The organism is Umezawaea tangerina (assembly GCF_003002815.1).
Lineage (GTDB): Bacteria > Actinomycetota > Actinomycetes > Mycobacteriales > Pseudonocardiaceae > Umezawaea > Umezawaea tangerina.
On record NZ_PVTF01000019.1, the window covers coordinates 82,863 to 108,573 of the forward strand.

At 66.0% G+C, this 25,711-nt stretch carries 22 protein-coding genes and 1 riboswitch; of the genes, 14 read left to right on the top strand and 8 right to left on the bottom strand.

Annotated features, from left to right (window positions below; all coding sequences use genetic code 11):
- Positions 1-50: 50 nt before the first annotated feature.
- Entirely contained in the window at positions 51-779 is a 729-nt protein-coding gene (locus CLV43_RS42160) for an ATP-binding protein (protein WP_245887442.1), read from the top strand.
- A gap of 6 nt (positions 780-785) precedes the next feature.
- On the opposite strand, the gene CLV43_RS42165 is transcribed toward CLV43_RS42160, so the two are convergent.
- The 3 genes from CLV43_RS42165 to CLV43_RS42175 all read right to left on the bottom strand — a co-directional run bounded on the left by CLV43_RS42165 (position 786) and on the right by CLV43_RS42175 (position 2,320).
- Positions 786-1,163: an anti-sigma factor antagonist gene (locus CLV43_RS42165; RefSeq protein WP_245887443.1), complete on the bottom strand. Its 378-nt coding sequence runs from the start codon at positions 1,161-1,163 to the stop codon at positions 786-788.
- 177 nt (positions 1,164-1,340) lie between these two features.
- On the bottom strand, positions 1,341-1,631 hold the full coding sequence (locus tag CLV43_RS42170) for a hypothetical protein (protein WP_211304821.1): 291 nt from the start codon (positions 1,629-1,631) through the stop codon (positions 1,341-1,343).
- Between the two features lie 80 nt (positions 1,632-1,711).
- Positions 1,712-2,320 (bottom strand): FMN-binding negative transcriptional regulator, encoded by a 609-nt coding sequence (locus tag CLV43_RS42175; protein ID WP_106195866.1) that lies wholly within the window; start codon positions 2,318-2,320, stop codon positions 1,712-1,714.
- A gap of 529 nt (positions 2,321-2,849) precedes the next feature.
- Between CLV43_RS42175 and CLV43_RS42180 the strand changes: the two genes are divergently transcribed.
- From CLV43_RS42180 to CLV43_RS42210, 7 genes are all read left to right on the top strand, one after another.
- Positions 2,850-3,077, top strand: a complete 228-nt coding sequence (locus CLV43_RS42180; protein ID WP_106195982.1) for a hypothetical protein — start codon at positions 2,850-2,852, stop codon at positions 3,075-3,077.
- A gap of 884 nt (positions 3,078-3,961) precedes the next feature.
- Positions 3,962-4,558 carry a cardiolipin synthase ClsA gene (gene clsA / locus CLV43_RS42185; protein WP_106195868.1) on the top strand — a complete coding sequence of 199 codons (597 nt, stop codon included), beginning with the start codon at positions 3,962-3,964 and terminating at the stop codon, positions 4,556-4,558.
- 90 nt (positions 4,559-4,648) lie between these two features.
- A complete protein-coding gene (gene gcvH, locus CLV43_RS42190; protein WP_106195870.1) occupies positions 4,649-5,050 on the top strand; it encodes a glycine cleavage system protein GcvH in 402 nt (133 codons plus the stop codon).
- A gap of 113 nt (positions 5,051-5,163) precedes the next feature.
- Positions 5,164-5,628: a glycogen accumulation regulator GarA gene (garA, locus tag CLV43_RS42195; RefSeq protein ID WP_106195872.1), complete on the top strand. Its 465-nt coding sequence runs from the start codon at positions 5,164-5,166 to the stop codon at positions 5,626-5,628.
- Positions 5,625-6,329 carry a transcriptional regulator FtsR gene (ftsR, locus tag CLV43_RS42200; protein WP_106195874.1) on the top strand — a complete coding sequence of 235 codons (705 nt, stop codon included), beginning with the start codon at positions 5,625-5,627 and terminating at the stop codon, positions 6,327-6,329. The genes garA and ftsR overlap by 4 nt, the downstream gene beginning before the upstream one ends.
- 172 nt (positions 6,330-6,501) lie before the next feature.
- Positions 6,502-6,975 (top strand): bifunctional nuclease family protein, encoded by a 474-nt coding sequence (locus tag CLV43_RS42205; RefSeq protein ID WP_106195876.1) that lies wholly within the window; start codon positions 6,502-6,504, stop codon positions 6,973-6,975.
- A 407-nt stretch (positions 6,976-7,382) separates the two neighbouring features.
- Entirely contained in the window at positions 7,383-7,949 is a 567-nt protein-coding gene (locus tag CLV43_RS42210) for a MerR family transcriptional regulator (RefSeq protein ID WP_106195878.1), read from the top strand.
- Between the two features lie 409 nt (positions 7,950-8,358).
- Here the strand turns inward: CLV43_RS42210 and CLV43_RS47420 are convergent, their stop codons facing one another.
- Positions 8,359-8,607: a hypothetical protein gene (locus CLV43_RS47420; protein WP_146175123.1), complete on the bottom strand. Its 249-nt coding sequence runs from the start codon at positions 8,605-8,607 to the stop codon at positions 8,359-8,361.
- Between the two features lie 239 nt (positions 8,608-8,846).
- Here CLV43_RS47420 and CLV43_RS42215 point away from each other — a divergent pair, with 239 nt between their 5' ends.
- Entirely contained in the window at positions 8,847-9,221 is a 375-nt protein-coding gene (locus CLV43_RS42215; protein WP_245887444.1) for a hypothetical protein, read from the top strand.
- Between the two features lie 54 nt (positions 9,222-9,275).
- Complete coding sequence (locus tag CLV43_RS48265) at positions 9,276-9,551, top strand: hypothetical protein (protein ID WP_170156256.1); 276 nt, start codon at positions 9,276-9,278, stop codon at positions 9,549-9,551.
- A 340-nt stretch (positions 9,552-9,891) separates the two neighbouring features.
- Here CLV43_RS48265 and CLV43_RS42225 read toward each other — a convergent pair whose 3' ends face one another.
- The 4 genes from CLV43_RS42225 to CLV43_RS47425 form a co-directional block, all read right to left on the bottom strand.
- Positions 9,892-12,120 carry an NACHT domain-containing protein gene (locus CLV43_RS42225; RefSeq protein WP_106195880.1) on the bottom strand — a complete coding sequence of 743 codons (2,229 nt, stop codon included), beginning with the start codon at positions 12,118-12,120 and terminating at the stop codon, positions 9,892-9,894.
- A 1,247-nt stretch (positions 12,121-13,367) separates the two neighbouring features.
- Positions 13,368-15,290, bottom strand: a complete 1,923-nt coding sequence (locus tag CLV43_RS42230) for an AAA family ATPase (RefSeq protein WP_106195882.1) — start codon at positions 15,288-15,290, stop codon at positions 13,368-13,370.
- Positions 15,287-15,859, bottom strand: a complete 573-nt coding sequence (locus tag CLV43_RS42235; RefSeq protein ID WP_106195884.1) for a hypothetical protein — start codon at positions 15,857-15,859, stop codon at positions 15,287-15,289. Before CLV43_RS42235 ends, CLV43_RS42230 begins: the two co-directional genes overlap by 4 nt.
- Positions 15,856-17,202, bottom strand: coding sequence for a hypothetical protein (locus CLV43_RS47425; protein WP_146175124.1), 1,347 nt, complete (start codon positions 17,200-17,202; stop codon positions 15,856-15,858). Before CLV43_RS47425 ends, CLV43_RS42235 begins: the two co-directional genes overlap by 4 nt.
- A 1,600-nt stretch (positions 17,203-18,802) precedes the next feature.
- Between CLV43_RS47425 and CLV43_RS42245 the strand changes: the two genes are divergently transcribed.
- The 4 genes from CLV43_RS42245 (at position 18,803) to CLV43_RS42260 (ending at position 25,661) form a co-directional block, all read left to right on the top strand.
- Positions 18,803-20,731, top strand: coding sequence for an ATP-binding protein (locus CLV43_RS42245; protein WP_146175125.1), 1,929 nt, complete (start codon positions 18,803-18,805; stop codon positions 20,729-20,731).
- A gap of 197 nt (positions 20,732-20,928) precedes the next feature.
- Entirely contained in the window at positions 20,929-21,573 is a 645-nt protein-coding gene (locus CLV43_RS42250; RefSeq protein WP_106195889.1) for a class I SAM-dependent methyltransferase, read from the top strand.
- A gap of 176 nt (positions 21,574-21,749) precedes the next feature.
- A riboswitch (glycine riboswitch) is annotated at positions 21,750-21,845 on the top strand.
- Between the two features lie 161 nt (positions 21,846-22,006).
- Positions 22,007-24,892, top strand: coding sequence for an aminomethyl-transferring glycine dehydrogenase (gene gcvP / locus CLV43_RS42255; protein WP_106195890.1), 2,886 nt, complete (start codon positions 22,007-22,009; stop codon positions 24,890-24,892).
- Positions 24,893-25,226: 334 nt separating this feature from the next.
- Entirely contained in the window at positions 25,227-25,661 is a 435-nt protein-coding gene (locus CLV43_RS42260) for a MarR family winged helix-turn-helix transcriptional regulator (RefSeq protein ID WP_211304822.1), read from the top strand.
- Positions 25,662-25,711: the final 50 nt, after the last annotated feature.

The window sequence follows — 25,711 nt, forward strand, 5'->3', positions numbered from 1 at the left end:
CCGAAGGCCCAGGGCACCGCGCCGACGGGGAGGCCCCCGTCGAGCGCTTCGTGCTTGACTTCCGAACGCGCTCGAACCACCTCGCCGAGCTGCGCGCCCGGTTCGGCGACTGGACGGAGTCGATCGGCACCGACGACGACACCGCGTACGACCTGCTGGTCGCCGTCAACGAGGCCGTGTCCAACTCCGCTGAGCACGCCTACCAGCCCGGCGTCGACGGGACGGTGCGCGTCTGCGCGGACCTGGAGTCCGACGGCACGGTGGTGGTGGTCGTGGCCGACGACGGCCGCTGGCGGGTGCCGCCCACCGCGCTGTCCGATCGCGGCCGGGGGCTGCTGCTGATGCGCGAGAACGTGGACCAGGTCGTCGTGGAGCGCACGGCGGCGGGCACGACGGTGCGGCTGTGCCGGTCGCTGCGGCCGCGACCGGCCGACGAGGGCGTCCCGGCCCGGCGGCACGGCCACGAGGTGCTGGTGGAGGAACGGGAGGCCAGCGTGCACGTGGTGGTGCGCGGCGACGTGCCCGAGGACGCCGGGTCCGCCCTGCGCCGCTCGCTGCTCACAGCGGCACGCGGCGGCGCGGTGCCGGTCGTCGTCGACCTCGCGGAGCTGGGAGCGCGGTGCGCGGGCGCGGTGCACGCCGTGTTCGCGGTCGCCGACGCGGCCTCGGCCGCGGGCAACCGGGTCGTCGTGCTCGCCGGACCCGGCACTCCCGTGTGGACGGCCCTCGAGGCGTCCGGGGTGCGGCACTTGGCGGATGTGGTGGCGCCCATCGGGTGAGACGACTCAGCCGATCGCCTCGTCGAGCGTCGGGTGCACGTCGAACACCTCACCGAGACCGGTGGCCGCGATGGGCCTGGTCACGGCGCGGTCGGCGGCCACGACGCTGAACGCGATCGCTCTGCTCCTGCTCTGCTGCGCGGCTTCCACCAGCACGGCGAGGCCGGCGGAGCCGAGGAACGACACGCCGGTCAGGTCCAGCACGAGCTTGCCGCCGTCGACCAGGTTCGCCGTCACCCCCGCGCGCAACGCCGGAGCGGACACCATGTCGACCTCGCCGGAGACGGACACGACGGTGACGTCCTGCGCCGGGTTGCTCACCGCGAGGCCGATGGCCTGTTCGTCGCGGTTCGCTTCCGCGACGTTCGGATCCTGGACCGTCACGTGGGATCTCCCTCTTGGTGTGTAGCCCTGTGTGTGGAGCGGGGAGTCCTGGTGGGCACAGGCGGCGTGACGCTACGCGTGTGCAGCGAACGGTGGCCGTGCGGGCCCGCCGGAACTCCCCGGCGCGGCTGTTGGCTCAACCGCTGCGTGCACCACCGTACGTAACGTGATGAACCATCACAAGGACCGGGGCGCCCGCGAGTCCTGTGTGGTCAGAGCCCGGTCGGGATCACGGGGCCTGAGCTGGAAGAAGTTGGTCGGCCGTTCGGTCTCGCTGACCTGGTAGACGAACTCCATGCCGCGCGCGTCGAACTCCTCGAACCACCGGTCCCACGGCATCGGGTCCAGGTCGTCGTCGTACTCGGGGAAGTCGAACCCCAGCTGCGCCACGGGCGCGGCTTCCCTGCTCTCCGCCCAGCGGCGGATCTCCATGTGGTCCGTCGTGCTCAACCGTCTGAACCCGGTCACGTGGCACCCTCTTCACCCCGACCGGTACCCGCACGGGGGACGGCCCCGTGTCACGCGGTCGAACCCCACGTTAGCCCAGGCTAAGGCGCCGGGTCGCGATCCAGCACGTGCGACCGCGCCGCCGCGTCGTGACGTCCGTCCCGTTCCGCGAGCCGCCGGGCGACCCGCGCGCGGACCTCGGGCGACTTGTTCCCGCCGTACTTGAACTTCGCCCTGACCTCCCTGATGGTCAGCTCCAGCCCCCGGATCCCCGGCAGCAGCCTCCGGTCGGCCTCGTCGTCCGCCGACACGTCCGACCGACCGCCGGGCGGCTCGAAGTGCGCCAGCTGCCGGGTCAGCAGCTCGGCCTTCGCCGCCGGGTCGTCGAGGACCAGGGCGGTGCAGGCGAGCTGGACGGTGGCGTAGTAGGAGGTGGGGACGTCGGTGCCGCCCCAGGCCGCCGGGACGTAGGTGTAGTCGTCCAGGACGGTGAGCAGGACGTTCGGGTTCTCCTCCAGTGCCTGCCAGATGGGGTTGGGGCGGGCCAGGTGGAGTCGGACGGTGTTGTCGCCGTTGAAGGAGAAGTGGGTGGGGACGACCACGGGCAGGTCGCGGTCGCGGCCGCAGGCGATGAGCTGGCCGAAGTCGTGGGCGGCTAGCCACGGGCGCCACTCGTCGTCCGGGGGCGAGTCCCAGGGGTGGATCAGCATGGCCTGAGTGTGGTCGTGAAGTGGACTGGTCAACAGGGCCAGTGCGGGGTTGGTTTCGCAGGCCACTTCTGGGTGGTGGGGCCGGGAGTGCCTCTTCGGTGACCACTCGTCCGGTGGAAGTTGTCGTTCGTCGCGGGTGCGTCCTGTTGGCCCAGCTCGCGGGCTTTTCCGGTGCCCGTCCGGGCGGGGACGGGTGGTTCCGCGGTGGTTCCGGTGATCGTCGCGGGCGGTGCCGGGTGATCGAGTTTAGTTGCATGGTCGGGTCTTGAGCTGCGGTTTTGTGCTAGTTGATCAGTGGGGCTGTAGTTCATCGGGCGACGTGCGGCCGTCGGCGAGCGGTGAACGGTTGTCGGCCCGATCGGTCTGTCGACAGTCCGGCGTAATTCGGGAACAGCTCGGCGCGAGGAGGTGCTCGGTGGGCGAGCGGGGGCCGGGAACGGACGGTGTCCCGCGCCACAGTCCCGCAGAATCGACGGCACGTGGACAACCCCGAACGCCACGTCGAACCAGTCCCAGCGGAGGGATGCACATGAGCACCACCACCGAAACCCGCCCCGAGGCCGTCATGCCCTCCGCCGCGCCGAGGGTGCTGCCCACGGCACCGTGCAGCGTGGTGTGGAGCAAGGGGCACGCGTACGTGCTGGAGGGGTTCCGGGCGCGGTGGGTGGGGGTGGACGACCGGGGGCGGCCGCAGGCGTTCACGGGGGCGGATCTTCAGCGGCGTGGGTGGGGGTACACGCGGGGGAGTCAGAACTGATCCGGGTCGTGGGTGTGGGTCTGGGCCTGGTTCGTGTTGGGTCCGGACTGTGATCCCAGTTTGCGTTGGGGTCGGGCTGTGATCCGGGTTTGCGTTGGGGTCGGGCTGTGATCCGGGTTTGCGTTGGGGTCGGGCTGTGATCCGGGTTTGCGTTGGGCTCGCGGGTTCAAGGCGGCTCCACCCCGCTCGCCGAGTGTTCTAGACTTGACGAACCTTGTCAAGACGGTGAAGCTGTCTTGACAAGCTCCGTCAAGCCCAGAGATGGCTTCGGATCGGGGCGGGAGTAGGTCTGGCTGGCGCCAGCATCAGGCTTCGCCTGACACTGCATCCTCGGCTTCGCCGTCGGACAGGGCATCCTCGCTGCGCGTCGGACAGGGCATCGGCTGGCGCCGACAAGGCCCCAGGCGCTCCGCGCCGGATGCGCGCTGGCGGGCTGCGCCCGACGACGGATCCTCGGCTGCGCCGTCGGGTAGGGAAGGCATCCGAGCTTCGCCGGACAAGGCGTCCTCGCTGCGCGTTGGACTGGGTGGTGTGCTGCTGTGGCAGGGGCACCTGGGGGTGCTGGCCTGGTGTGGGGGCTGTGGTCTAGATCCACTCGCATGAGTGAACTGCGTCCGTAGTCATGAGGCTTCGGAGTTGTCGTCCACTCCATTGTTTTGATCATTGTTTTGGCCTCGGTCTTGCCGTCGGCTCGGTCACTCGCCTGTGTGTCATCACCCTGTTGTGGGCTGCCCGTCGTGCGCCCGCTCACCCACCGTCTCGTCCCTCGTCGCCTGCTCCGGACATCCCGGTGAGCCTGGTCGGGGTGGGGTTCGACCTGCGGGATTAGCATTCCGGGGGTGGCCGGTCGTGATGGGCGGCGCGTGACGGGGGAGTGTGAGGTCGTGGTCCAGGCTGGTCAGGGCGCTGGGGATCGGTGGGTGACTGTTCCGAACGCGTTGAGCGTGCTGCGGTTGCTCGGCGTGCCGCTGTTCCTCTACCTGCTGCTCGGCCCCCACGCCGACGGGTGGGCGGTCGTGGTGTTGGCGGCGGCCGGTGCGTCGGACTGGTTGGACGGCAAGTTGGCGCGGTGGTTGGACCAGACGAGCAGGCTGGGGACGTTGCTGGATCCGGCGGCGGACCGGTTGTACATCTTCGCGACGTTGTTGGCGTTCGTGGTGCGGGAGATCGTGCCGTGGTGGATCGCGGCGGTCCTGGTGGGTCGAGAAGCGCTGGTGGGGGTGTGCCTGCTGGTCCTGCGGCGCTACGGCTACGGGCCGTTCGAGGTGAGCTACCTGGGCAAGGCGGCGACCTTCAACCTGCTCTACGCGTTCCCGGTGCTGCTGCTGGCGCAGGGCGGTTCGACGGCCGCGCAGATCGCTCGCCCGATCGCGTACGCGTTCATGCTGTGGGGTGGCGCGCTGTACCTGTGGTCCGCCGGGCTGTACGTCTACCAACTCGTGCTCGCCGTGCGTCGCTCTCCAGGGGTGCTGGCTGCCTGAACGGGTGAGACGCGTGGGAGGATTCCGCGTGCGAAGATCACCCTTCGACACTGACGGACTCGTCCATCCGGGCGAGCGGGGAAGACCACCATGAAGGAGCGCACCGCGGTGATTCCCGAGGAGCTCAAGTACACCGAGGAGCACGAGTGGGTGCAGCGCACAGGTGACGCCACCGTGCGCATCGGCATCACCGACTACGCCCAGGAGCAGCTGGGGGACGTCGTGTTCGTCCAGCTGCCCGAGCTCGGCGAGACGGTCGACGTCGGGCAGACGCTCGGTGAGGTGGAGTCCACCAAGAGCGTCTCGGACATCTACGCGCCGCTCGCCGGCGAGGTGGTCGCCCGCAACGACTCGCTCGACCAGCAGCCCGACCTGGTCAACTCCGATCCGTACGGCGAGGGCTGGATGATCGAACTGCGGCTGGGCGACCCCGGCGCGGTCGACGACCTGCTCGACGCGACCGCGTACCAAGAGCTGGCGGCGGGGGAGTGACGACGATCTTCCGACGTCTTCTCGGCCTCTTCGGGAGCCGCTCCTCGGGTGAGGGATCGGGCACGATAGGTTCTAGTGGTCTCGACGGTTCCAGCAGCAGGAGGAGAGCTCAGGTGAGCATGAACGACGGGCCAGGCGTTCCGCCAGAGCAGTCCCCGGAGCGGACCTCCGTTTTCCGGGCGGATTTCCTCGCCGACGTGGAGGGCGCGGAAGCGCCCGCGAAGGAGCCCGCGGTCGCGGGGGTCGACGCACTCCCCGCCGGGTCAGCCCTGCTGGTGGTGAAGCGCGGCCCGAACGCGGGGTCCAGGTTCCTGCTCGACCGCGACACCACCAGCGCGGGTAGGCACCCGGACAGCGACATCTTCCTCGACGACGTGACGGTCTCCCGGCGCCATGCCGAGTTCCGCCGCGAAGGCGGGGAGTTCGTGGTCATCGACGTGGGCAGCCTCAACGGCACCTACGTCAACCGCGAGCCGGTGGACCAGGCAGTGCTGGCGAACGGCGACGAGGTCCAGATCGGCAAGTTCCGCCTCGTGTTCCTGACCGGTCCGGGAGCCGGGGGCCAGGGGGCGCAGTGACGGCTGCCGGGCGGCCGCAGCGCGGTGGGTTGAGCATCGGGGCGGTGCTGTCGCAGCTTCGCCCCGAGTTCCCCGACGTGACCATCTCGAAGATCCGCTTCCTGGAGTCCGAGGGGCTGGTCCGCCCGGCACGCACCGCCTCGGGGTACCGGCAGTTCACCTCGGCCGACGTCGAGCGGCTGCGCTTCGTCCTGGCCGCCCAACGGGACCACTACCTCCCGTTGAAGGTCATCAAGCAGCAGCTCGACACCGCCGAGGAGCCGCCGAGGCGCGCGCTCGCGGCCGTCGAGGGCGTGCCGACCGTCGAGCACTTCGAGCAGCCGTCCAGCACGTCGAGGCTGACCCGCGAGGAGTTCCTCGCGCAGGCGGGCATCAGCAAGACCATGCTGGCGGACCTGGAGCAGTACGGGATCATCCGCGCGGGCGCGGCCGGGTTCTACGACCCGGACTCGGTGGTCGTCGCGACGACCGTGCGCGCGATGACCGAATACGGCATCGAACCGCGGCACCTCCGCGCATTCCGGGCGTCCGCCGACCGCGAAGTCGGATTGCTGGAGCAGATCGTCACGCCGATGTACCGGCAGCGCGATCCCGAAGCGCGCGGCCGAGCCGACGAAGTGCTCCGGGAATTGGCAGTGCTGTCCGTCACGTTGCACACACTGCTGGTGAAGGCCGGTCTGCGGGGTGTCGCAGGTGGATAGCGATATCGCCGGTACCGGACCGGTCTGACCCCGTTGTCCGCATCGTGATGTCGAAGTGGGCTCCAATGGGGCAACCTGCCCGCTTGGCGGGTAGCGTCGAAGATGTACGTGGAGGATCCTCGTGGTCGTACGGGGACGCCGTGGTTCAGCGCGCTGAGGGAGGCGATACCCGATGAGCGAAATGCGCGTCGTGGGTGTGCGGGTGGAGCTGCCCGCCAACCAGCCGATCCTGTTGCTGCGCGAAACCGAGGGCGAGCGGTACCTGCCGATCTGGATCGGATCGGTCGAGGCGACCGCCATCGCCCTGGAACAGCAGGGTGTGCGGCCCGTGCGGCCCCTCACCCACGACCTCCTCAAGGACGTCATCGGCGCCCTGGGGCGTCAGCTGGAACAGGTCCGGATCACAGATCTGCAAGAGGGCACCTACTACGCCGAGCTGGTCTTCGACGGCGACGTGCGGGTGTCGGCCCGGCCCAGCGACTCCGTGGCGCTCGCGCTGCGGGTCGGGGTGCCGATCCACGCCGACGAGTCCGTGCTCGCCGAGGCGGGGCTGATCATCCCGGACGAGCAGGAGGACGAGGTCGAGAAGTTCCGCGAGTTCCTCGACTCCATCTCGCCGGAGGACTTCCGCGGCGCCGACACCTGAGATCGAACCTGAACGCGCCGAGAAGGCCACCCACGGGTCTCGTGGGTGGCCTTCTCGGCGTCTGGGCCTCGTTACGCTGGCGACGCAGCGTGACGACCGCTCGGGCGAGGCCCGCTTACGGCGGTCACACGGTCGCGCTACCCAACGTCATTGGCGTTCGGCTAAACGATCACTAAACGTCACTCGAACGGTGAGGCGGGCGCATTCTCTCACCCTCAACCTGAGGTTGAGGAAAGACCCGTCCCGCGCGTCGCGTTGACCTGCCCCCAACCCGGTCCTACCGTCGAACTCGAGTGAATTGCGACGATGTGATTCCACAGCGCAGCAGCTTCACGGCCGGTGTTCTCCGTCCGCGGGAACAACCGGTGACGGTCGCCGGTCGTCAGGCCGGCCGAGGGGAGGCAGGCGTGGCAGAGGAAGCGCCCATCCGGGCCGGATCCGGGGAACAAGGTGAGCTGTTCCCGGACTCCTCGCTGCCAGACGAGTACGTCGGCTACCGCGGGCCCGCCGCGTGCCAGATCTCCGGGATCACCTACCGCCAGCTCGACTACTGGGCGCGCACCGGACTGGTCAACCCGACCATAAGGAGTGCGCAGGGCTCCGGCAGCCAGCGGCTGTACTCGTTCAAGGACATCCTGGTCCTCAAGGTCGTGAAGCGCCTGCTGGACACCGGCGTCTCGTTGCAGAACATCAGGGTCGCCGTCGACCACCTGCGCCAGCGCGGCGTGCAGGACCTGGCCCGGATCACGCTGTTCAGCGACGGCACCACCGTCTACGAGTGCACCTCCGCCGAAGAGGTCGTCGACCTCCTGCAAGGGGGCCAAGGGGTGTTCGGCATCGCGGTCAGCGGTGCGATGCGGGAGATCAGCGGGACGATCCACGAGTTCCCGGCCGAGCGGGTGGACGGCGCGGAGATCGACCCGGTGAGCGAGGACGAGCTTTCCCGGCGGCGGCGGAACCGGGCGATCGGCTGATTGGTCGGTTCGTGTTGGTTGTGGGTGTTGATGCTTGCTGCTGTTGGCTCGTGGTTGGGCATGGGGTACGGGCTGCGGTGGTGTGATCGATTTGACTTGGGGCCCCTCTTTTTGGGCTTCGTCGGGCGAAAAAGGGCAGGTGGTAGAGCCTGCCCGCCGACTAATTTTAAGCCCAAAAACCCCAAGTAAAATCGATCACGGTTGGGTGCTTCCGGTGCGTTCCGGCGGGGTGGGTTGGAACTTCCGGCGGGGAGGGTTGGACGTTCCGGCGGGGCGGGTTGGACTCAGCGTCGTGGTGGTGGGGTTGGGTTTCGTCACTGGTGATCTTGTGTGGGGTGTTCTTTCCCTTCGTTGTTGGTCCGCTGCCCGTTCTGTGAGCGGGGCAGGGATGCGGGAGCCAGCGCCGTGATCATGGATTCGTTCGACGTTTGCCGATGACGGCTGCGGCGATGATGCACGCGGTGATTCCACCCAGCAGGACTGCGGCCACCACGGAGGGCGGTACGAGTGGCTTGAGGATGAACTGCGCCGCTAGTGACCAGCCCGCGAGCGCCACGACATAGGTGGAGACGGCAAGTCGCTTGCCTCGCGATTTCCACCGCACCACACCCGCGACGACGACCAGCAGCAACCCGCCCACGCCGATCAAGTACCCCACCCGAGCCCCCCTGTTCGTCCGCTGTCGACGCACTTGGGATACCCGGTATCGCATGACTTCCATTGCGGCGAATGGCCGCCTTCACCGAGGTGGCAACCTTCGCAAGACCGGGCCGATCGAGGTACCCACTCTGATCAGAGAGCACGGCAGCGGCGTCGATGCTTACGTCTTCGCAACACACGCCCTTCGAGAACTGGACGAAGAGTCAATCCGAGTTGCTCGGGACAGTGGAGTTGGATGTGGATTGGACCGTGCCGGTCGAGGACATGCGGCAGGAACTGCGGCGTGCGCTGGAGGGCGTGGACCTGTGGGACGGGCGGGTGTGCGTGTTGCAGGTGACGGACGCGGTGAACTCGTTCGTGCGGGTACGGGCGTTGGTCAGCGCGCCGGACGCCCCGCGGTTGTGGGATCTGCGGTGCCTGGTGCGGGAGCACCTGGTCGACTGGCTGCGGCGCCGGGAACCCGGAGCACTTCCGCAGGTGCGGGTCAACGCGTTGGCGGCCGCCGTGCCGTCGGGTGATGTGCGCGGCCGAGGGGACCACGACCCGGACGCGCGGGTGTTCGGGGAGAGCGTGGACGGCGAGGAGCGGGTCAAGGCGTTCGGTGGCAACTAGTTCTCCAGTTCCTGCGCGATGCGCTTCGCGACCTCGTAGGTGTCACCGATCGGCTTGGTCGGGAACTCGGTGGTCTGCGAGGTCCGCAAGCTCAAACGCCCGATCAACGACCGGCTGGTGGAGAACTCGGCGAACGGGACTCCGCCCGGCAGCAGGCCTTTCGAGTACGTGCGTGGCTACAACGCTGATGGCACGCTGCGATCACGGATTCGTTCGACGTTTACCGATGACGGCCGCAGCGAGAATGCCCGCGGTGATGCCACCCAGCAGGACCGCGGCCACCACGGAGTGCGGTACGAGTGGCTTGAGGAGGAACTGCGCCACCAGTGACCCGCCCGCGAGCGCCACGACGTAGGCGAAGAGCGCAAGCCGCTTGCCTCGCGATTTCCGCCGCACCACACCGCGACGACGACCAGGAGCAACCCGCCCACACCGATCAAGTACCCCACCCGAGCCCCCGTGTTCCTCCGCTGTCGACGCACTGGGATACCCCGTATTCGCATGACTCCACTGCGGCGGATGGCCGCCTTCACCGAGGTGGCGATCTTTGCAAGACCGGGTCGATCGGGATACCCGCTCCGATCAGTACATGAACTCGCGGCTCCTTGGTTGCGCCTTCGCAACACACGCCGTTCGAGAACTGGATCAATTCCTGACGGGATGAAGATCATTATCGAGTGGATGGAGCGGGCTGCGGTGGGGAATGAGCAAGATAGTGCTGCAATTCTCGGTGGCGGAACTGGTAGCCGATACCGGCTTGGCGGATCAGACCCGCTTGGTAGCACCAGTTGAGGAATTGACCGAGCCGCCACGGCAATGGTCGAGTCGTGAACGGTCGCCTAATGCAGAACAGAAGAGCAACATAACGGGTTCCGGCGAGCCCAAACCTGAGGCCGAACGTAAGTCCAAACGCGACCACAACCACGACCGCGAACACGAGTCCAGGCACGAATACGAGCCGGGCCGCGAACACGAGCCCGATCACAAGCCCGAACACGAGGCCGATCACGAGGCCACCCGCTAGATCGAACTTGACGATTTCGCGCGGATCCCACGACGCAGCTGTCCTGTCGTCCGCGAGCCCCTCTACAAACCCGAACACGAACCCGGCCGTGAGCCCGATCACAAGCCCGGCCGTGAGCCCGAGCATAAACCCGTTTGCGAGCCCGAACACGAGCCCGCTCACGAGCCCAATCACAGGCCCGAGCCCGAGCCCGATCACGAGTCCGAACCCGAGCCCTCCCGCAAGATGACCGGCAAACTGACGGCGGCCTCGTCGGGTTCGGAGCTTGCTGATGTTGATGAGAGCTGGCGCAGGCCAGAGCTCTGACCATGATGCGTAGGCCATGTAGACGACCCCGATCATCGGACTACCCGCGCCGACCACCTGACGAACGCTGAAGCCAATGCCAACCTGTACCAGCAGGATCGGGGTAGCGATGAGCCAGATCAGGGCGAACGCTGCCAGTACTGTAATGCGAACACGGTTGACCCCAGCAAGTGGCCATAACTGGTGCAAAACGAGATCAGTGCCGGATAGCGGCACGCCGCCCAGGGTGCGACCGATCCTGGCGTTATGCTCAAGGTAGCTGGCAAGCACACGGAGCCACTGGTGAACTAGGTGGTCGGGGTAGCACTGTTCTGAAAGTTCGGCAGCAACCATATGGGCGGCGACGGCGGCGGGGATGAAGTGTTCCAGTAGGTGATCTCGTACCAACTCGGGGCTGTTCGCGCTGAGCCTGGTCAATGCCACGGGATCACGTAGATAGCTTCCGGTTTCCGGTTCCCGCTGCTCGTAGACAGTGGTGGCCAGGGTCAGTCGCCACGGCGTAGACAGGCCGACAGCCAGGACAGCGCCGGGGTGGTCGGTGATGGTGTCCAAGACCGGTCGCCAGCGGGTCACGTCGGTCACGCGGGATCGGATGAACTGTGCAGCCTTTGCTGAGTCGACCGCGCGGATTTCGACGCGTGCCGCGTCGTGTGCCCAGACCCGGACCTCCCTCAAAGCCTGATACTGGCCGCTGCGGCAGGTAAGCACCAGTGGCGCCACGTCGCGCCCATGCTGGTAGGCATTGAGTGCTTGGACAGCGCGAGCCGCTCGCGAGGCGTAGCCAGGAGTCTGGTCGGCGTCCATCTCGTCCAGGCCGTCGACGACCGGTAGAATCAAACCCCCGTCAAGGAGTGCTTCGGCCGACGAGCGCGTCAGAAGGTAAGCCTCGACAAGGTGCTCGATCAACCATCCGCGAAGAGGGCGTTCGGTGTCCCAGGCCGCCGCCGACACCCGAACCGGCACTGCGTCGCCGGGCTCTCTATCTGTAAGTAGTCCGAGTGCCAGTTCCAGCGCCAGCACCGTCTTCCCGGCACCGGGAGCACCGGTGATGACCAACCGCTGCGGGTGCAGAGCCCGGTAGTAGGCCACCACGTCGTTGAGACGGCCCACAGGCTCGGCGTGGCGGGCGTCGTGGGCAAGCGCCGAGCGGAAGTCGAAATCCACATCGATCGTGCGCCCCTGCCCGCCCAACAACTGCGTCCGGGCCTGTCCCTCCCTGCGCTGTACCTCGGTGGCTAATCGCGCCGCCACCTCCATCGCGACTGGATGCGCGGATCGCAGCGCACGCGCCGACTGCCGAGCCGACAGGAACGCCACCGCCAGCGCAGCCAGCGCCACCACGGCGGACACCGGGTCGACATCACCGACCTTCGCCTGCGGTATCAGCCTCACCCCCATCCCGACTGCCACAGCCACACACAAGGCCGCACCAACCCCGTACACCAGCCCAGAACGGTTACCACTGCCAGTCATCACCTTGATCCCGACCCACCCATCCCACATGTCGATAGCCGGAGACACTGCCGACGTTGTCCAGCCGAACACGACCGCGCCGAACAAGTTGCCCACCCAAACGACCTAGGTTGACTGCTCGTGCGTTAGTTCGTCACACCCCTGCATCGCCCATCCACGCCGCATCGTTATGGCCCGAACGAATGGCCCTCCACGGCTCACGCGTTTTCGGCGCTCCGCCTGCTCCGCTCCAGCCTCAGCACATCGCTGACATCCAGACCGATCATCGTCGGCATCCCCTCGGCTGGCTAAGCCGCGCAAGCAACGCGATCCGCAAGGTATGTCTGGACACCGCAGAGTCCAGCCGGAGGGAGCGTCAGTGACTCGCAGCCGTGCTGACGCATACGGCGGACGACTGGCATTGGTTGCGTCTTCGCAACACATACCCTTCGGCAAGACCAGCAGGAGCGGCCAGCGGAATGCGGCATGATCACGCCTCCGGCCACGCGGTGCTATCGGCTGTGGTGGTCGAGCCTTAACAACGTTCACATGTGCGTTCCCACCACGGCCATTCCTCTGGCGCGAGAGGGTTGGGCAATGTTCGCTGACGAAACTCATCGTCCATCAGGGCAATCAAGCGGGTGAGGGCTCGCCCTGACGACGTGGACATCATCGCGAGCACTTCGTCCAGAAGCGCTCAACTCCCGCGACCACAGCACGCACATGGGTGAGATTCCACAGCCCGTGGGGTCAACGCGGTCCGCGACCACCCCGCGAGTGCTTCTGACACCGCACCAGGCCAAAGTCCGAACTGTGCCCAGTTGGCCGCGGTTTTGATCTCGATCTGAGCGTTTTCCCTTGCACCGCTGCGGGAAGACCCCGAATGTGTGGCGTGTGCCGCCACATCGCACGATGGCGAGTCATCCGCCTGAACTTGTGGGGCCGCTTGCGCGGCATGCGAACTCTCTTCAGATACGCAAACCACCGACACGGTCAGGCTATCAGCCACGGCTGCCACTCGACCTGAAGTCACGACCACCGGACTCCCCGGACATGCGGTCGTCACTCGTCGAGTAGCGACCACTTGCCCAATCCACGATCGTGAAGCGCCCTGGCGACGTCGGACGCTACTCAGCGGTTACGTCTTCGCAACACACGCCCTTTATCGAGACTAATAGTTAGCGGTTCATTCAGTTCGGAGCCAAGCAGAAAATTCGCATTCTTGCGGTTTCTTCTTAGGGTGGATCTCTTGCGACCAGTTCGAGTTAGCTCGTTGGCACTTCTTCCGAGCGCAAGAGGAAAAAATATCCGACCGACATGGAATCCATAAACTAGCAATGCAAAACGTACGTCAGATATTATAATTACTCGTCATGAAGGTCATCAATAGTGACCACTTCGGATTCGCCTGGGTGCTCGATGGTGGCAACAGTCGGGTGGAGATAGTTAAAGTCTACCTGTGCGTAGTGCCCACGGTAGCTGTCTGGAAGCTCATTGTCAGCGATGATGAACTGGACACGGCCAGGATTGGCGTCAGCCTGAGTGACAAGCCTCCGGTAGAGCGCTGCCGTAAGCTTCTCTGCTGTGTTTAGCGCTAGCCGAGGGCTATCAAGGAGCAGAAATGCTGGATAGTTTGTGTCGTGGTTGCGTAGGGCTATAGCCAGCAGAGAGGACCAGTAGGCCACCTGCGTGGCGGTAGCCATGCCACCGCCCACTTGAACCACTTGGGAGAAAATCTTACCGTTAAGGAACGGCAGGTACTTGTCTTTGTCAACGGATGCAGTCTGCACACCGGGGATACCAACTGCCGCGACAGTGCTGGCGAACTCTTCGCTAATCTCATCGACGATGCGGGTACGGCGTTCTTCCAGTTGTGCGGTAGCCCGTTTCAACTGCCCTTTTAGCTGTTCACGCTCACCTCGGAGAGTATCTGCGGCATTTTCCAAGTCTGCTACCCGATCCCACTGACGCAACGTGGCTTCGAGGAGTTCTTGCTGCGTCCGCGCTGTGGCGAGACGCTGTGAGGCGTCACTGAACGCTTGCAGCCGCGGAGTCACCCGCTCGGCCGTGCGAGTTTCGAGCGTGCTAGAGAGGTGTTCGATGAGTCGCTCGCGATCGCCAATAGCGCGTATGAGTACTGCTTGCTGGGTGTCCAGAGCGCGGAGCTGGTCTTCCATCTCGGTCAGCTGAGACGCAAGTTGCCGAACCTCGTACTGATCAATTTGCCCGGTGTCGACGACAGTGTCAGCTTGCAGACACAACCGGCAGGCGCCTGCGGGTATGTGTCGTTCAAGGGACTGCATGCAGCGAGGACATACTGTGAATTCGATGTCAGCCAGACGTTCGCCGGCCGTGCGCATCCTGTCTAGCCGATCGAGGTCGCCTTGGACCCGGCGACGTTCAGCCATGTATTCGGCTTGTCGCCTGTTCAGGTCAACATTAGCGGTACGGACATCAGCGAGGGCCCGTTCGGCTTCCGCCAAAAGATCCCGCACTACTTGCGTTTCCCGGTCAGCGATCGGCTCAATTTCTTCCCGAAGGGCGCCCAGTTCCCGCTCGGCGGCTTCCTGGTTGGCCCGTGCTTGCTCGCCGGTCTCGACGGCTTCGCTGCGGGCGGTAGTGCCGCTGGCACGCAGAAATTCCACCACCGTGGAGTGCTCTTTTTCTGCACTGTCAATCTTAGCTTTGAGTTTGTTGATGCGCGAGCGCATTGCCAGGATGTTTGCGTCAGTCAAGCCAAAAAGAAGCTCGAACACTGCCCGGCGCTTGGGTTCAAGGTAGCTGTCTTGACTACGTGCGATGTCGCGGTTGATCTCGTATTGAGGGATGTAGAGGTAGGTCAGAATGTCATTGAAGGTGATACGGTTGCCTTCACGAACACTGTTGCCACCTGCGGCAGCGCGCATATCATCGGGTAGGCCGAGGCAGCGCAAGAGGAGCGTATTGAGACTTGGTTGCTCATTGCCGACGTTATGGTCAGGTTGCCGTTCTAGTGTGACCAGGTCGGTGACACGCGCAGTCTTACGTTTAGCCTGATCCAGGCTGCGCGTAAGTCGCAGCTTTTCATCGCCGAGCGTGACGTCGAGCGACACAGCCTCTACGTGCTCAACTGCGACTGGGGCAAGGCGAGCGTCACCTCCGAAGCCGAACTTGATCAGCTCCAACAGCGTGGTCTTACCTACCCCCGTCGGACCTGCTAGAACGGTAAGGTCGGAGGTGAACTGATAACCAACCTCGCCTTCAGTTGTGTCAAGGGTCAAGGCGTCGATGCGGAACTGAACGGTCACCGGATCACCTGCCGGTGCGGACGGTCCATGAGGTAGGCAAGCCGTTCATAGATGCGGTCTTTCAACGCATTTCCTGTCATGTTCGCCGACGCCTCAGCAATCGCGCGGCTGCGATCGTTGATGTCGATCCACTGTTGACTATTCCCCAGGTCATCAGCGAGGCGTCGGCCAGCAGGAGTGGGGGTCACGGCAACGCTGCCCTTGCGGGCACCTGTGTAGCGTAGTAGTCCTCGGCCGATCAATGCGCCGATGATGGCGTAGTACCGATCATCCCAAGGCCCATATTTGTACCGCGTCATTGGCGCTTCGACGTGTGTAGGTGCGGATAATTCATGCACACCGAGGTGCAACCGCGGGTCAGTCCGATCGAGTCGGTCGAGAACCTGCGGAGCCAAGGCCGGGTAGCGGAGGAGAAAGTCCAATTTTGCCAACTTGGTCAGCCCGTCGAGCTTATTTGCATGCCCCTTAGTAGCGGCCACCGCGGTGACCAACAGCAGCACCCGCGCCTGATGATAGGCAAGGTCTTCACGCAACAGTGTACGTTCGAGTACGTCTTCGGGTTGGGTCATGATGCCGCTTCCCGCTCAGCGCGCAGCCGCGCAATCACTGCGTCGACGTCAAAACGCTGCCCGAACCACACCTTGCATCGATTAGCCCACTCGCATAGCCCACCTAGGGCGAGATCGGCGTCCATGCCAGCGGGCAACGAGTCGCTAGGAAGCTCGTCCATCCGCTGTTGCAGCCGCCGCCACAACACTCCGCCAGCGACAGAAACGGAGTCGTTGGCCTCGTCATTGATGCGGAGTAGCCGACGCTCGAAGCCTCTTTGCTCCACGCGAGCCAGGGCGTCGCCGCTGATGCGGTCACGCCAGTAATCCTGGTACTCCATGCGCAAGTGCTCGGCACGCTCGACGGCATTGTCGGAGCATCCGCCGGTGTTCATCTTCACGGCCAGTCGAGTGGTCAGCGGCACCCGCTGCACCGGCTCGTATCCAGCTGGCATGGCGAGAGCCGTCCTGATGGCTATGTCAATGTCGCTCATTGTGACGATCCGCGCGGCTAGGTCGCGCTCGACGTCGTTGGCGGTTGGCACGGAGGCCCCCACTCTGTAGGCCATCACGGCGGGCAAAGCCGCGCTTGGTATGGGCCCTTTGGCGCGCATACGGGCTCGAAACAGCCGCACTACGGCTTCCCACACGACGGCGACTCTTCCGCTCATAGCTAGTCTGTCAAGCACGGGTTGAGCAAACATCGACGGTGCTGCATACTCAATGTGAGCGCGCTGCGGTTTGCCGTGATCCAAGCGCAACATAGACAGGAACCGAGCCACTTCAGTGCACTGCTTGTCCTTTGATACTGGCGCTGAACCGCCTGTTCCCTTCCATCGGGATTTGACGGCAGAGTGATAGCGAGCGATCGACTCTCGCAGCTTATCCACAACATTACGGTGGTCATCGGTCACTGTAATGGCAACGCCAGACAGTCTCATCTGACGGAAGTAGTCACACGCCGCCAGAACATCTTGGGGGTCTCCAGCAGCGATTCCTCCGGTAGTGACCAATCGACACAGCGGGGTCTCATCCAAAACAGACCAGCGCTCAAACAAATGCGCAAGCCCGCCCTCATCAGCGAGCTTATTTACAGTAGTAAAGGCGCTAACTGAAGGATCGCGATGTTTGCCCGATACGAGCTCAGCGTCGTCTCCCTCAAGCAAAACCCAGTCTTCCTGCCATTCGCACAGAACACGACCGTCGCAATCATGCGGCAACCTCCCTTGGTCGTCGAGCGACCGTAGGTAGAGTGCCAGGCTGTCTGCAGCAGCCATGGCTGCCTGCCACTCATAGCGATCGGCAGTGTCTGACCCGGAGTCTTCTGCTGGAACCACTGATAGCACCATTTCGGCTGCAGTCACCGGGGTACCACTGCCAGCGACTCCAAGCGAAGGAACAAGTGGCCCTAAGGACATCGGCACACTATAGAGCCCAGCGATCAAAACCTGGCTGACGACACTGCGCGATCACTCTAACGGCGGCAGCAGTCGACATGGCTACGCCGTTAGCCCTACGTAAGGCGAAACAGAGGCCCTGTGGAGGTGTAGAACTTCCGCCCTCACAGGGCTTCCTCATAAAGCCCACCATCCGCACTACCGCTTGCGGACGCTGTGTGCTTGAAGTAGCCGCTTGATCGCGCGTACCTCGATGCCGTACCGATCCACCACTACGCGCACCGGAGCCCTGGACCTGTGCAGGTCGATCATGGCTCCTGCTCCTCGCTGCTGAAGCGGTGGCGGAGTCACCGCGGCCGCCTGTCCCGTGCAAGGTGACGTTCACATGGACACCGAACGTGGACTTCGGGACGGGCGGGACGGGTTCACGACGACCCGTCCCATCGCTCCACCGGATACGTCAACGCTGCTCAGAGGCAACACATGCCCGTCCTGCCCTACCTGTCCCATGTATAACGGGCGGGACAGGTACGGCTGATCCAGAGGGACGGGTACCTGTCCTGGCCTGTGCGTGAGCCTCAAGTTTTTAGTTACGTCTTCGCAACACACACCCTTCGTTGAGACCAGTAGTTAAAGGTTCGCTTGGTCTTGAACTAAGTAGCAAGGTCGCATTTTTGCGGTTTCGTCTCTTGGGGTGAATCTCTTGTGACCAGTTCGGGCCAGCATTGAGTAGCGTGCGGTTATGCCCCGGCGGTGAACGTGCGCGGGCGGATGTCGTGAACGGGGCGTGTTTCCGTAACGGGGAGCAGGTGAGGTGCGATCATCGACTACCGTCCGCGGGCGCACTGGGGGCTTGGGGTGAGGGGATCGGTCATGGTCGGTCGGAGTCGCGCGTGGTGGGTGGCCGGTGGCGCCCTTGCTGGTGGTGGTCTGGTGTGGGCGGTGCTGCGGTTCGGCGTGCCGGTCTTCCTGACCGACGAGAACCACCCGGCTCGCCCTACCTTGGAGGCGTTGAGCTGGATCGCCGGCATCGGCGGCCTGGCGGTGGCTGTCGTGGCGCTGGTGGTAGCGATGCGGCAAAAACCCGACAGCACCGCGATGCACCGAATGGACACTCCTGCCGAATCGCACACGCCCTCCGGTGACGGAGCGATTGAGCGAGGCGCAACCTTCGTCGAAGCTGAGAAGAACAGCGGCCTAGCGGCCTCGGAGAGTGTGACTGTCGTCAGCGGCACCGCAAACGCTTCGGCAGCGGCAGTATCGCGATCGGCGCGGTCGGGCGTGACGCGAACCTGGGGCAGGCACCGGACCCTCACCGGCCGGACCGGGCTTAGAGCACCCCGCCCCCGGAACCACACCCGCTCACCCCACGCCCCCGGCCACCTCACAGACCGGCTACGCACACACCGGCCCTGGCGGTGCCGCCGCCAGGACCGTCGGACGAGACTTCAACGTCGTCTATTAGGCTGCTGCCGCGACCGGTGCAGCCGCAGTTGTCATCAGGCTGAGCGGTGCGCCAGGTCGGGGTGAGCTGTTCGTCGGCCGTGCCGAGCAGGTGGAACAACTGTTGGATCTGCTCGCCCCCGCAGCTACTGAGTCGGGTTCGGGGACGGTGGTGGTGTCAGCGGTGGCGGGCATGGGCGGGATCGGCAAAACTGCACTCGCCCGCCACACCGCGACCCAGGCCGCCGAGCAAGGCTGGTTCAGCGGTGGCGTGCTGTTCGTCGACCTGCGCGGCTACGACCTCGACGACAACCCTGTCCAACCGGAACAGGTGTACGCACCGGTGCTGCGCGTCCTCGGCCTAGCCAGCGAGCAAATTCCGGCCACAGTCGACGAGCAAGCCACGGTGTACCACCAGGTTCTCGACCAGCTCGCCGACCAAGACCATCGAGTGCTTCTCGTCCTCGACAACGCCTCCACCGGCAGACAGGTGTCCGACCTGCTGCCACGACATCCGGCACACCGAGCGCTGGTCACCACCCGCGACACCCTCGCCGGTGCTCGCCAACTCGACTTGGACGTCCTCGCTACCGATGAGGCCGTGCACCTGCTCACCCGCATCCTTGCCCGACGCCACCCCGATGACACCCGAGTCACCCAGGAACCGGATGCGGCAGTTCAGCTGGTGAACACCTGCGGGGCGCTGCCGCTGGCTGTGGAAATCACCGCCTCGATCCTGGCCGACGAACCCACCATGACCATCACTACCCTGCTCGCCGAACTCACCGACGGGCTGGGAGTGCATCGCGTCCGGCACGGCGAACAATCCCTGACCACCGTCTTCGACCTGTCCTGGCGAAGGCTCCGCGCCCGCGAGCCCGAAGCAGCCGACCTACTGCCACTGCTCACCCTCAACCCCGGATCCGACTTCCACACCGACGCTGCAGCAGCTCTCGCCGGACACCCACCCGCACACGTAGCACCCTGGCTGCGGGCACTGCGGCAGGCGAGCCTGCTCCGCCACACCAACGGCAGATGGTCCATGCACGACGTAATCCGCCTGCACGCCCGTGACCACCTCGACCCCCAACAACGAAACCCCGCCACACACCGACTACTAGAGCAATACCAGCACACCGCAAGAGCAGCAGATGCTCACCTGCGGGCACTACCAGGTAACCCAGTGCCCGACCGGTTTACCGGCCGCCAAGACGCGCTAGCCTGGTTCGACATCGAACACACCAACCTCACCACCGCAGTCACACTCGCGTTGGACACCGGCCACTACGAGCTCACCACCCAACTCGCCACCAACCTGACCCAATACCTGGAGTGGCGTCGCCATTTCACCGACTGGGTCAGCGTCAGTGAACACGCACTCACCGCCGCCAAACACCTCAACACCCCCAGTACACTTGCCGACGCCTGGAGCTTTCTTGGGCTCGCACTACGGGAGATACGGCGGTTCGACGAAGCAATCACCGCCCACTATCAAGACCTCGCCATCTGTCTGGAAACTGGCGACCGCCATGGCGAAGGCGCGGCACTGAACAACCTCGGAAACGCACTGCAGGACGTGCGGCGGTTCGACGAGGCGATCACCGCCCACCAAAACGCCGCCACCATCTACCAGGAAACCAGCGACCGCCACAGCGAAGGCACAGCGCTGAACAACCTCGGGATCGCACTGCGGCGGGTGCGGCGGTTCGATGAAGCGATCACCGCTCACCAGATCGCTTCGACCATCTGCCGAGAGACCGGCGACCGCCACGGCGAAGGCAAGGCGCTGAACAACCTCGGAAACGCACTACAGGAGCTGCAGAAGTTCGAGGACGCGATCACTGCCTACCAGAATGCAGCCATCATCTACCGAGAGACCAATGATCGCCACCGCGAAGGGCGAACGCTATGCAACCTTGGGCTCGCACTGCAGAATTTAGGACGGCTGGATGAGGCCAAGAGTGCCTGGAGGAAAGCAGTAACCGCATTCCAGGAGACCGGCGACACGCACTGGGAAGCAATCGTGACCAGTAGGCTGGGCGAGTCTTCGTAGCGGAGTACACGCCTCATGTCCTTCATATGACTGGCAAGGGCGGTTCGGCTAGTCGGGTACGAGCCCTGGCCAGGGCTCGATGCAACGGTTCTTAGTTGCGTCTTCGCAACACATACCCTTTGAGGGTTTCTTCAAGGCTTCTTGGGGGTTTGGTATCCCTGAGTTATGGGTGGTGGGGGTGACTAGGGTTCTTCGGCATGGTCGAGCCTGCTTACCTTGCTGCTACGCGGATCTCCTACGACACGGTTGCCGAGGACTACGCGGAGGTGGTGAAGGGGCTTTTTGCGAACTTTCCGCTTGGGCGTCACCTTCTTGCGGCGTTCGCCGAGTTGGTCCGGGGTGACGGGGGTGGGCCGATCGCGGATGTGGGGTGTGGTCCGGGGCAGGTGACCGCGCTTCTTAGCTCTCTTGGCGTGCAGGCGTTCGGTGTGGACCTGTCGCCGAACATGGTCGGCATCGCTCGGCGCACCTATCCCGATCTGCGGTTCGAGGTCGGGTCGATGACCGCGCTCGACGTTCCGGACGGGGAGCTGGGTGGTGTGGTGGCCTGGTGGTCGATCTTCCACGTGCCCCGTGAGGAGCTTCCGGGCGTGCTCGATGGCTTCCACCGGGTTCTGGCGCCGGGTGGTCGGTTGCTGGTCGGGTTTCACGTGGGTGATGAGCGGTTGAGTCCGCGGAGCGCCTACGGCGGGCATCCGGTGTCCTACACCGTTGATCTGCACCGGCCGGAAGCCATGGCGGATCTGCTGGGGGAGAGCGGGTTCGAGGTGACCATGCGGCTCGTCACCGAGGGCGCCAAGCGCCAAGGCGCATGCCTGCTCGCCCGCAAGGCCGTCGGCTGACCAACGGAAAATGTCGGTGCCCGTCCGTACGGTGTTGACCGGGGGCCCACCCGTCGAGGGGACCCCGGTCTCGTGGTGTCGTTTTCGCTGATCGGCCGGGTGATCCGCCCTAGTGATCCGCATCGCGCCCGTGGTACCGCGTCCATGCCGGCCGGGTACGATTACCGGGTAGTCGCTGAACCCGTGCGGGAGAGTCCGAGTTCCCGTCCGCTCGGCGCCGAAGGAGCAAATCCTCCCCGGAACCTCTCAGGCGCAAGGACCGCACGGGCTAGACGCCTCTGGAAAGTGGGCCGGGAAACCGACCCCGCCGACGGTGAAAACCCGGTCTCGTGCCGGGTGAAGCTCTCAGGCGCCCGCTGAGCGGGTTGGAGACAGAGGGGGAGGGCAACGGCAGAAGTGTGTCCGTAGCCCAACCCCCGCCGGAGGCGCCTCCATGACGCAGGACCGCATTCCTCTCGCCGCTCTCGAGCACGGCACCCCGTTCGCCGACCGCCACGTCGGTCCCCGCCCGGCCGAGCTGGCCCGGATCCTCGACGTCATCGGTGTCGGCTCGTTGGAGGAGCTGGCGCAGCGGGCGGTCCCGCCGTCGATCCGCGAACGCGAGCTGGTCCTCGACCTGCCCGCCCCCGCGACGGAGACCGAGGCGCTGGCCGAGCTGCGCGAGCTGGCCTCGCGCAACCGGCCGATGACGCAGATGATCGGCCTCGGCTACTACGGCACGATCACGCCCCCGGTGATCCGCCGCAACGTGCTGGAGAGCCCGGCCTGGTACACGGCCTACACGCCCTACCAGCCGGAGATCTCGCAGGGCCGCCTCGAGGCGCTGCTGAACTTCCAGACCATGGTCGCCGACCTGACCGCGCTGCCGCTGTCCAACGCCTCCATGCTCGACGAGTCCACCGCGGCCGCCGAGGCGATGACGCTGGTGCGCCGGGCGGGCAAGTCGAAGTCGGCCAAGTTCGTGGTGGACGCCGACACGCTGCCGCAGACGCTGGCCGTGATCGAGACGCGCGCGGAGCCGCTGGGCATCGAGATCGTCGTCGCGGACCTGTCGCAGGGCATCGAGGGCCTCGGCCTCGGCGGCGACTTCTTCGGCGTGCTGCTGTCCTACCCCGGCGCGTCCGGTGTGGTGCGCGACCACGAGTCCGTGATCGCCGAGGTGCACAAGGCGGGCGCGCTCGCGGTCGTCGTCGCGGACCTGCTGGCCCTCACGCTGCTGCGCCCGCCCGGCGAGGTCGGCGCGGACGTCGTCGTCGGCACCACCCAGCGCTTCGGCGTGCCGATCGGCTTCGGCGGCCCGCACGCCGGGTACATGGCGGTGCGCACCGGCCTGGAGCGCCAGCTGCCCGGCCGCCTGGTGGGCGTGTCCGTGGACGCCGACGGCGACCGCGCCTACCGGCTCGCGCTGCAGACCCGTGAGCAGCACATCCGCCGCGAGAAGGCGACCAGCAACATCTGCACGGCGCAGGTCCTGCTCGCCGTGATCGCCTCGATGTACGGCGTCTACCACGGCCCCGACGGCCTGCGCGCGATCGGCACGAGGGCGCACCGGATGGCCACCGTGCTCGCCGCCGGCCTGCTCGAAGGCGGCGTGGAGGTCGTGCACGGCGAGTTCTTCGACACCGTCCAGGCGCACGTGCCGGACCGCGCGGCCGAGGTCGTCGAGGCCGCCCGCGCCCGCGGCATCAACCTGCGGCTGGTCGACGGCGACACGGTCGCGATCGCCTGCGACGAGACCACGACCCGCGCCAACCTCGTCGACGTGTGGCTGGCGTTCGGCGTGGAGGTGTCGGACGTGGACGCGCTCGACGCGGACACCGCCGACGGCATCCCGGCCGAGCTGCGCCGCACGTCGGAGTTCATGACGCACCCGGTGTTCCACGCGCACCGCTCGGAGACGGCGCTGCTGCGCTACCTGCGCGCGCTGTCGGACAAGGACGTCGCGCTCGACCGCAGCATGATCCCGCTGGGCTCGTGCACGATGAAGCTCAACGCCACCGCCGAGATGGAGCCCATCACCTGGCCCGAGTTCGCCGACCTGCACCCGTTCGCGCCCGCGTCGGACGCCGAGGGCCTGCTCGCGCTGGTGGAGGACCTGGAGGACTGGCTGGCCGAGGTCACCGGCTACGACGCGGTGAGCATCCAGCCGAACGCGGGCAGCCAGGGCGAGTTCGCCGGTCTGCTGGCGATCCGCGCCTACCACCGCGGCCGCGGCCAGGCGGCCCGCGACATCTGCCTCATCCCGTCCAGCGCGCACGGCACGAACGCCGCCAGCGCCGTGATGGCGGGCATGAAGGTCGTCGTGGTCAAGTGCGACGACAAGGGCAACATCGACCTCGCGCACCTGCGCGCCACGGTCGACGAGCACCGCGACGACCTCGCCGCGATCATGATCACCTACCCGTCCACGCACGGCGTGTACGAGGACACCGTCCGCGAGGTCTGCGGCCTGGTGCACGACGCCGGTGGCCAGGTGTACGTGGACGGCGCGAACCTCAACGCGCTGATCGGCCTCGCCCAGTACGGCAAGTTCGGCTCGGACGTCTCGCACCTGAACCTGCACAAGACGTTCTGCATCCCGCACGGCGGCGGCGGTCCCGGCGTCGGCCCGATCGGCGTGCGCTCGCACCTCGCGCCGTACCTGCCGAACCACCCGCTCCAGCCGCTGGCCGGTCCCGAGACCGGTGTCGGCCCGATCAGCGGCGCCCCGTGGGGCTCCGCGTCGATCCTGCCGATCTCGTGGGCGTACGTCCGCATGATGGGCGCCGACGGCCTGCGCCGCGCCACCCTGACCGCGGTCGCCGCCGCCAACTACGTGGCCCGACGGCTCGACGAGCACTACCCGGTCCTCTACACCGGCGAGGGCGGCTTCGTCGCCCACGAGTGCATCCTCGACCTGCGCGGCATCACCAAGTCGACCGGTGTCACCGTGGACGACGTGGCCAAGCGCCTCGCCGACTACGGCCTGCACGCCCCGACCATGTCGTTCCCCGTGCCGGGCACGCTGATGGTCGAGCCCACCGAGAGCGAGGACCTCGGCGAGATCGACCGGTTCATCGACGCCATGATCGCCATCCGCCGCGAGATCGACCAGGTCGCCTCCGGCGAATGGCCCGCCGACGACAACCCGCTGCGCAACGCACCGCACACCGCCGCGTCCATCACCCGCGAGTGGAACCACCCGTACAGCCGCGAGACCGCCGTCTTCCCCGCGGGCACCGGCACCCCGAAGATCTGGCCGCCGGTCCGCCGCATCGACGGCGCCAAGGGCGACCGCAACCTCGTCTGCTCCTGCCCACCCATCTCCGCATACAGCTAGCTCCCACCACCGCGGAAGGGCCGTCCTGCGGGGCGGCCCTTCCGCGTTTCCGGGGTCCAGTACTTGATCTTGCCGCCACGTTGAACAGCGAAAACTGTCGTACCCCGTCGGTAGAATCAAAACCGGGGGACCCCTGAGGGGGGACGTCTGTTTCGCGCTGGCCGGGGGCTGTGCCGGCCGAACTGTGCCGGCCGAACTGTGCCGGCCGTGCTGTGCCAGTTGAGCTGTGCTGGCGAGGTGAACAGCATCCGTTGACGATCCGACAGCGGATTTCCATGGCCAAACTATGAAGGCAACCTTTGTAGTTTGCCTTCCTAACGGCTACGCTGGAGGCGTGGACGAGACCGTGGACGTGGCGGCGTTGGCAGCGGAGCTGCGGGCGCTGGTCGCCAAGCTGAGGCGGCGGATGCGGGAGCATTCGAGCTCGACCGACTTCACGCCGTCGCAGATCGCCGTGCTGGTCCGCCTGGAGAACGGTGGTCCGGCGACGGTGACCGACCTGGCCCGTGCGGAGGGCGTGCGGCCGCAGTCGATGGGGGCGAACGTGGCCGTGCTGGAGGCGGCCGGGTTCGTCGAGGGTGTGCCCGACCCGGCTGACGGGCGGCGCACGATCCTGTCGCTGACCGCCGAGGCGCGGGAGAAGGTCGCGGCGGGGCGGGCCGCGCGGGAGGGCTGGTTGTTCCAGGCCGTCCGCGCGACGCTCACGCCCGCGGAACAGCGGGAGCTGGCGTCGGCCGTCGAGCTGCTCAAGCGCGTCGCGGACTCGTAGGAACACCACGCCGGAGGGCTTCTTCGGCGTGCCCGCAACCAAGGGGAACC